At 60.0% G+C, this 7,915-nt stretch carries 6 protein-coding genes and 3 pseudogenes; all 9 read left to right on the top strand.

The window, feature by feature from the left end; translation table 11 throughout:
• Nucleotides 1-654 precede the first annotated feature (654 nt).
• A complete protein-coding gene (locus tag FN369_RS06550) occupies nucleotides 655-1,263 on the top strand; it encodes a TylF/MycF/NovP-related O-methyltransferase (RefSeq protein ID WP_142525387.1) in 609 nt (202 codons plus the stop codon).
• A gap of 2 nt (nucleotides 1,264-1,265) precedes the next feature.
• Nucleotides 1,266-2,545, top strand: a pseudogene (locus FN369_RS06545) (IS256 family transposase).
• A gap of 209 nt (nucleotides 2,546-2,754) precedes the next feature.
• Nucleotides 2,755-2,943, top strand: a complete 189-nt coding sequence (locus tag FN369_RS06540) for a TylF/MycF/NovP-related O-methyltransferase (RefSeq protein ID WP_342799717.1) — start codon at nucleotides 2,755-2,757, stop codon at nucleotides 2,941-2,943.
• A gap of 142 nt (nucleotides 2,944-3,085) precedes the next feature.
• Nucleotides 3,086-3,487: a hypothetical protein gene (locus FN369_RS06535; protein ID WP_178087722.1), complete on the top strand. Its 402-nt coding sequence runs from the start codon at nucleotides 3,086-3,088 to the stop codon at nucleotides 3,485-3,487.
• Nucleotides 3,488-3,491: 4 nt separating this feature from the next.
• Entirely contained in the window at nucleotides 3,492-4,232 is a 741-nt protein-coding gene (locus tag FN369_RS06530) for an FkbM family methyltransferase (RefSeq protein ID WP_142525384.1), read from the top strand.
• Between the two features lie 37 nt (nucleotides 4,233-4,269).
• Nucleotides 4,270-5,085 carry an FkbM family methyltransferase gene (locus FN369_RS06525; protein ID WP_142525383.1) on the top strand — a complete coding sequence of 272 codons (816 nt, stop codon included), beginning with the start codon at nucleotides 4,270-4,272 and terminating at the stop codon, nucleotides 5,083-5,085.
• Between the two features lie 354 nt (nucleotides 5,086-5,439).
• Nucleotides 5,440-6,675: a glycosyltransferase family 61 protein gene (locus tag FN369_RS06520; protein ID WP_142525382.1), complete on the top strand. Its 1,236-nt coding sequence runs from the start codon at nucleotides 5,440-5,442 to the stop codon at nucleotides 6,673-6,675.
• A 159-nt stretch (nucleotides 6,676-6,834) separates the two neighbouring features.
• Nucleotides 6,835-6,942 (top strand): annotated as a pseudogene (locus FN369_RS11510) (nucleotidyltransferase domain-containing protein); the annotation flags it as partial.
• Between the two features lie 220 nt (nucleotides 6,943-7,162).
• Nucleotides 7,163-7,915 (top strand): annotated as a pseudogene (locus FN369_RS06510) (hypothetical protein); the annotation flags it as partial.

Here is a 7,915-nt window from a genome sequence, read left to right as displayed (position 1 = left end):
CCGCATCTCATTGGAAGTCAGGCTTGCCCGGCGACTTTCCGGGAGTCTTCAGAGCTTTCTGTCGGATGTCCGGTCTCGCTTGGTGCATCTTTCTCGGTTGGGCACCGACGGAAGAGTTAGAGGCGTCTCTGTGGCTATTCGGCTTCGCCTTGGATCTACGCCTTGGGCAATCCGGCGGGGCGCTTGGGAGCCGATGAACCAAGCAGTTCGTTGTCCAGGAACTGGATGGAAAAATCGTTCTTATCGCAATCTCCGACTCGAGCAATGCTCGGATCGATAGGGCCATTCGCAGGCGAAAGGCGGAGGCTCGATCTCGCCTACGAGCTTTTGCTCTTCCCGTGATAGGATCCGGCCTCGGCTGGCGCGGTATCGCCTCCGTCGGGCCGACTGGGAAGATGATGGATGAGGAGATAGCGGAGATTGACCCCAGAGATGAGTTAATGCATCAAGACGGATCGGCAAAATCCACGGATTGCACGGCGATTGCTGCCGCTCCGGCAGGTCCGGAATGGGCTGTGAACGGTTCCCGCAGGCAACCGATTTGCGGCACCGGCGCCTCACGCTCCTCAACAACAAGGCGTTAACCCGACGGCTCCGGCGCAGCGACTTTGCGCCCGTTTTCCAAGCGACATCTCTTTCCGCCAGGCTGGCTCGATGGTTGACCGACCGGCTTCCTTCGTTGCCGCCGTTCGCCAAGAGGGGCATGGTGCTGCCCTAAACGGTGCCCGAGTCGGCTGCGGGCGACGGCTCTTACTGGCCGATCGATGCCCATACGATGGTCGGGGGAAGCGGGTCAAGAACTTCCGGGTGTGGCTGGAAACGATTCTGGCTGAAGGCGTGGAAGGAGATCTGATCGAAGCGGGAGTCTGGCGCGGCGGAGCCGCGATCTTCATGAAAGCGATTCTTTCTGCGCATGGGGATCGAGAACGACGGCTCTTTGTTGCCGACTCGTTTGCTGGGCTTCCCAAGGGGAGACCGCAGGAGCGAGAGGATGCCGAGCTTGGCGTCAAAAACAGGGCAGCGGCAAACTTCCTCGCAGTCTGCGAGGAAGAAATCCGAGATAACTTCGGCCGTTATGATCTCTTGGACGATAAGGTGATCTTTCTCAAGGGCTCCTTCTACGAGACCGTTCCGAAAGCCCCGATTGGGAAGCTTGCGCTACCGCGGGCCGATGGCGATATGTTTCGCTCGATGATGGAGAGCGTGTCCGAAAATTTGTGTGTGGGTCACAACCAAAGTAGAAGGAGACGGAAATGGAAGTGACCATGCACAAGGAGCAAGAAGGACGCGATCCAGGGGACAAAAGGCCGGAGATCAGTCCGGCGATCATTGAAGAGCTGATGAAGGGCTATGAGCGGCCGGAAGATCTGATCGGCCCTGGGGGGATCTTGGAGCAGTTGACCAAGCGGCTCTACGAGCGGGTGTTGGGAGCCGAGATGACCCACCATCTGGGTTACGAGAAGGGTCAGGTGCCCAAGATGGAAGCTGGCCGGAAGCGGGAGAACCATCGCAACGGGACCAGCAAGAAGACGCTCGTCAGTGAGGATGGAAAACTGGAGATCGAGGTGCCGCGGGACCGGACCGGGGAGTTCGAACCCCAGTTTATCCGCAAAGGGCAACGGCGCTTTAGAGGCTTCGATTCCAAGATCATCGGCATGTACGCCCAAGGGATGACGGTGCGGGAGATCCAGGCGTTTTTGGAAGAGCAATACAAGGTGGAAGTTTCCGCGGATCTGATCTGCACGGTGACCGATTCGGTGTGGGAGGATGTGCTGGAGTGGCAGAGTCGGCCGCTGGAGAGGATGTATCCGGTGGTCTTCTTTGATGCTTTGCGGGTCAAGATACGGGACGAAGGAACCGTTAAAAACAAAGCCGTCTATCTGGCTTTGGGAATCCAACGGGATGGCAGCAAGGACGTGCTGGGCCTCTGGATTCAGCAGACCGAAGGAGCCAAGTTCTGGCTAGGGGTGATGAATGAGCTCCGGCACCGGGGCGTGGAGGACATCCTGATTGCGGTCATGGATGGGCTCAAAGGCTTTCCGGAAGCCGTCACCGCCGTTTTCTCCGAGGCGCAGACGCAGACCTGCATCGTACACCTGATCCGAAACTCGCTCTCCTTCTGTAACTGGAAAGAACGTCAGCCGGTGGCCCGGGAATTGAAGCGGATCTACAATGCCGAGAGCGCCGAGGTGGCCGCCAAACGGCTGGAAGAGTTCGCCGCCGGCGAATGGGGAAAGAAACTTCCGGCCATCGTCCAGATTTGGCGAAGAGTCTGGGAACAAGTCATTCCCTTTTTCGCCTTTCCGCTGGAGATCCGAAAAATCCTTTACACCACCAACGCCATCGAGAGCCTGAACATGCAGTTGCGGAAGGTGCTCAAGACCAGAGGCCATTTCCCCAACGATGAAGCGGCCGCCAAGTTGATTTACCTGGCCTTACGCAACATCACAAAGAAGTGGAAAATCCGCCGGTGACTTGGAGACGAGCAGCCACGCAATTCGCGATCCAGTTCGGAGAGCGTTTTTTCACGACGGAAACAGTGTAACGCCATGAAGAAGTGGAGAGTTGCTTCCCACGCCTTGAATAACCCGCAAGCGGGTTATTCACAACCGGCCCGGCTAGAGCCGACCGCTTTTGCGAAGCGGTCTCGCCGGCTCCAGTTGACGGCGTCGGAACAACTCTCTTTACTGTCAGACGACAAAACCGAAAATCGACCCACACACAAAAAAGCGGACACCACCATGATGGATATCCTTGGAGTCGCTCTACGACAAGCTCTCTCCAGGTGGATTCTGCATCATTGACGATTACGCTTTGGTTCCTTGTCGGGCCGCAGTCGATCGTTTCCGGGAGCAGAGGAGAATTTTGAAACCTCTGATCACGATCGACTGGACCGGAGTCTACTGGCGGAAGGGGAGAGCCGAGCCGCTCGGCGAAAGCTAATGCAGGGTGCAGCCAGGAACGCCCATGCAACCGTTTTTTGCTGCTAGGAGCATCCTTTTGCCATGGTCGTGGAAGAGAGCGTCTGCTCGAGTGGCTTTGCGGCTATGAGATCGATCCTACCGCGAGGATCGGCTTCTCCTGGGTGGCACCGGAGCATCTACGGATAGGACCTCGTTCTTCCATCGGACATGGCAACGTCTGCAAGGAGATCGGTTTGCTGGAGTTAGGACCGCATGCGGCGATCGGTCACTTCCACTGGATTTCAGGCTATCCAGAGGGGAAGGGACCCCACTTCGCCACGGAAGGGAACCGAAAGAGCGAGGTGATCCAGGAAGAGCAGGCAGCCATCGCTTCCCGCCACCTGATCGATGGCAGCGAGCGGATCCGCATCGGTGCCTTTTCCGTCAGAGCCGGGGTTCGTTCGCAGATCGTAACTCACCAGTTTGACCGGTTTTCCCCCGAAGATCTCGCTGCCGTGGATCTGGCTATGTTTACTGTGTTTCCAGAAGGGGTTTCTAAAAAAAGAGCAAGCCATTCGGGCTAGCAGTATGGAGATAGAGGAATTCATCCGGAAAGCGAAGAAGCTCGCCACGCTCGTGCGCGCCCCGCTCTACCGGCGAGGGCTCGTCTTGGGAGTGGCGGCGGGAATCGAGCATGAAAAGCTCTTGCGTAGCCATCCCTGTCGGACCTTGGTCGATATCGGAGCCAACCGGGGGCAATTTGCGCTGGTCGCCCGAAGGTGCTGGCCCGAGGCTCGGATCTACTCCTTCGAGCCGTTGGAAGCGCCTTGCGGGCGCTTTCGCAAGCTCTTTGCCGGGGATTCGCGAGTCCACCTTTTCCCCGTGGGGATCGCCCCCGAGCGGCAAAGACGGGGGATCCATCTCTCTCGTAGGGAGGATTCGTCTTCGCTGCTGCCCATGGGAACGCAGTCCGAGTTCTTTCCGGGAACGGAGGAAGCGGGCAGGGTCGAGGTGGAGGTGGGGCCTCTTGGGGAATGGGTTTCGGCCGCCGAGATCGACTCACCCGCCTTTCTCAAGATCGACGTGCAGGGCTACGAGGCGGAAGTCCTCCGCGGTTGCCTGCCGCTTTTGGCGTGCTTTTCCTACGTCTATGTGGAAGCTTCGTTCGTCGAGCTCTACCGAGGGCAAGCGCTTGCGGACGAGGTGATCCGGTTCCTGCAGGAGTCCGGCTTTCGGTTGGCCGGTATTTACAACCTCGGCTACGCTGCGACCGGAACGGCGGTGCAGGGGGATTTTTTCTTCGGACGCGAGTCGTCCGCCGCCGCTTGAAGGAAGACCGCCTTTCGAAGAGAATGGAGCGTTCCACTTGACGAATCCTTTCTCTACGCTCCTCGGGAAGGCCCTAGGATATGTGCCGCCTTGGGCGACCGCTTGGTTTCGGCATGATTCTTTTGGTTCTCGGCTGCTTCGACCGGTCTTGAATCCGTTGTTGCCGTCGGTTCCTTCCTGGGCGCGGGTAGCGTCCGGACCATGTGGCGGGATGTGGCTGCTGCTCGATCTCAAAGGGGAAAAGGGCTTCCTCACCGGCAGGAGAGAAGAAGCCTTTCAAGAGGCGCTCGTCCGAGCGATTCGTCCGGGGATGCGCTTCTGGGATGTAGGAGCCAACATCGGCTTCTACAGCGTCCTGGCCGGTCGGCTCGTGGGGCCGGAAGGGCGAGTTCTTTCGATCGAACCCGATCCGGAAAATGCGGAACGCCTCTGCGCCGCGGTGGAAAGGAATGGCCTCCGGAATGTCGAAGTGGTGCGGGCCGCTTTGGCCTCTCGGGAGGGCACGATGGCCCTGGAACGGCGCGGAGCCATGAGCCGACTGCGGGAATCGAACGAGAAAACGGCGGGAGCAGAGGCGATCTCGGTGGCTGTCTTTCGCTTAGAAAAGCTCGCCGAGCGTTTTGGGGCCCCGGATGTCGTGAAGATTGACGTAGAGGGGGCGGAGATCGAGGTGCTCCGAGGAGTGGGTCCGCTTATCCGCGAGCGGAAGCCTGTCTTTCTGGTGGAATTTCACAGCGAGGAGCTGCTTGGGGAAGCCAGAAAGCTTTTCGCGGACTACGCTCTGGATCGGATCGACCAGGACCATTGGAGGCTCGCACCGGAGAATGTGTTTCCGGGCCGGACTCTTTGCTGAAGAACTGCCGCGGAGAAAGTCGATTGTAGGACCCGCGAACCCGCCGGTCTTCGTTGACGTGAGCCGTGCGGATTGTAGAGGAGCGGGTGGCGGGAAAGGAGCTCGTTGCCGTCAGACAGCCGCACTCTTCGACCAGAGCATAGTGGGCGAGGACGCCACCGATTCGCCGCCCTCTTCGAGGAGGTGGGCGCGCTCCGGAATGAACTGCAAGACCTATGGCCAAAGGGGCCGGAAGTGATGAATGGGCAAGGGGTACAGTCAGTTGAGTGGGGATGAACGGAAACCAGTTGCAGCGTGGTTTGAACGAGAGGAGCGTCTAGGATAACCTTGGCTGAGGAAGGGCTTGGTCGCCCGATGCGTGAACCGACTTCTCGGAGAAGGCTCGGGATTTTTCTCAACCGGTTTGCGCCCTGGGCGGTTCCGGTGTTGGAGTTCGTCTATCTTCGGGTTCTCCGGAGGACTTGCCTTGCCCTCTTTCAAGCGGCCTGGAGAGCGGTGCCCGTAAGTTCCGAAGTCTTGGGTCCCCCGAAGGGCGTGATCGTGAGGATCGAGGACTGGCTCGCATCGGATCGAAGGCGGGGCAAGATGGTGCACGAAGCTTCGTGGACCTGTGGACAAGAGGAGAAGGATCGGGAGACGAACGGAGAGTGCGGAAAGGCGGACGGCCCACTGTTCGTCGTCGAGGTGGAGGAGGGAAGGGTCTGCACGGAAACCGGCGCGATCCTCGGAAGAGACGATCGCCTGCTTGCGGAGATTACCCCGAGCGACACTTGGTTCGATTCCACCGAGCACGACGTCCTTCTGCGGATGCGCCTGCCTCCCGTGAACGTCGCGGGAAAGAGAGTAGCCTATATCTGCACCCATCCGGCCCTTGCGCACAACTACGGCCACTGGCTCTTCGAATGCGTTTCCCTCTATGGGTACTTCCGGGAAATCTACGGGTGGGAGCAATTCGACTGGATCGTGATCAACCGGCTGACCCATCCCTTCCAGGAGGAAAGTCTGAGCCGCGCGGGCATCCCGCGGGAAAAGGCGGTGGAGCTGAACGCCCGTCTCCACCTTAAAGCCGAATCCCTGATTGCGAGTTCGTATGCCTCCTATGCGACGAATCGGACGCCGAAATGGGTCTGTAGCGCCGTGAGGAGAGTAATCGGGCCCGCGGAGACCCCGCGGAAGCCTTCTCGGAAGATCTATTTGACGAGACGCTATGCGAATCGGCGGAAGCTGGCGAACGAGAAGGAGGTGCTGCGGGTGCTCGAGCGCTACGGAGTGGAAGAGGTGGTTCCGGAACGGCTTTCCCTATCGGAGCAGGCGGCGCTTTTCGCGGAAAGCAAGTGGGTGATCGGGCTCTACGGAGCCGCACTCTGCAATGTGGTCTTTGCCCCGAAGGGGAGCGTCGTCCTGGAATTTCGCGTCGAGCTCGTGCCCAATGCCGCATACTACGAGGATCTGGCGCGCACCTGCGAGTTGCAATATGAGCAGATTCGGGCGACGCCGTTGCACCGGAGTCGGGGGCGGAGCTCCTATTATGCGGATGTGCTTCTGGACGCACGAGAGCTGGAGAAGAAGCTCGATGCCCTGCCGAGGTGAAGGAAGGACCGGAGAGCGGCTGCCCCCGGCTTCCCGCCGGACGGGTGCGCCGGCTTGTCGATTGGATTCCGGCAAAGCCGAGCGCCTGGATCGGTTCCGCTCTCGGAGGCAGGCTCGAAGAGGGAGAAGGGGCATGCCTCGTGAAACCATCGTTTCCCCCTGCCGGTGAATCTACCAGGGCTCCTGGCCGTTTACGCCTTCGGCAGCCGGGTCGAGGGCACGGCGGGGCCGGAGAGCGATCTGGATTTGGCTCTGCTGGTGGAAGGGCTTGTCGCCTCAAGCCCAAAAGGAGGGAGCCGAAAAGGCGGGCTCTTCGAAGCTCTCGGCGGACGCTCGGGGGTATTTTTCGGTAGGAGATCCGTGCTTTCCCGGTATCCAAAAAAAGGTTCCAGGATGTTGAATTTTCTGGTCGATCCACCGGTTGGGTTATATAGAGAGCGCAAATTAGCTTAAGGCATAATTAGATACTTAACGTAGCGTAGAACCGATGACGCACCCTGGGGCTGCGCTGCTCGAAAGAAGGGATCGAGCCGGGAAACCAAGGGCGGCTCTCCGCACTCCGCGGGCGGCCTTCGGCTGCTGGCTCGCCCCTTCTCGCTGGCTTCCGCCGCTGCCCGCCGCTACGTCCTTCGGGGAGGGGAGCCTTCCTCTTCTTTCCCTCGGCGAGGGACTCCTTTGGGATCGGGAAGCCTGCTTGGAGCAATCGGTGGGAGCCTGCCAAGGGCGTCAGGTCCGTCTGCTGCGCTACAGTCCGCTGGGGGTGCCGATGCGGCTCTCCTTCGAGGTGGAAGGGCGTGGGCGGTTCGATTGGGATGGAGATTCGGGGAGGATCGGCTTCCAGTGCGAGCCCGAGGCGCGTTCTCTTCTTTCGTACTGGCTTCTCGACCATGCGATTCCGTTCTTCCTGGTCTCCCAGGGTCGTTTTTCCCTGCTCCATGGGGGATGTGCGGCCGTTGACGGGCGGGGCATCGCCTGGATCGGTCCGAGCGGGGCGGGCAAGACCACGCTCGGGGGCTATGCGCTGGAAATGGGCCATCCGTTCGTGGCCGACGACAAGCTCGCGATCCTCCGGCGAGAGGGCCGTTGGTTGGTGCTCCCTTCCCATCCCTACCATCGGGTCGATCGGGTCTCCGAGACGCTCGGCCGATGGGTGGGAAATTTTGCGCGGGGATCGGTTCCCCTCGGGCTCCTCTGCTTGCTCGAACCGGTGGCGGCCAGCGAGGAGCCCCGGATCCGGCTC

This window comes from Methylacidimicrobium cyclopophantes (assembly GCF_902143385.2).
Classification (GTDB): domain Bacteria; phylum Verrucomicrobiota; class Verrucomicrobiia; order Methylacidiphilales; family Methylacidiphilaceae; genus Methylacidimicrobium; species Methylacidimicrobium cyclopophantes.
Note: the sequence above shows the minus strand (reverse complement) of the source record. Positions and strands in the feature narration are given on the sequence as shown.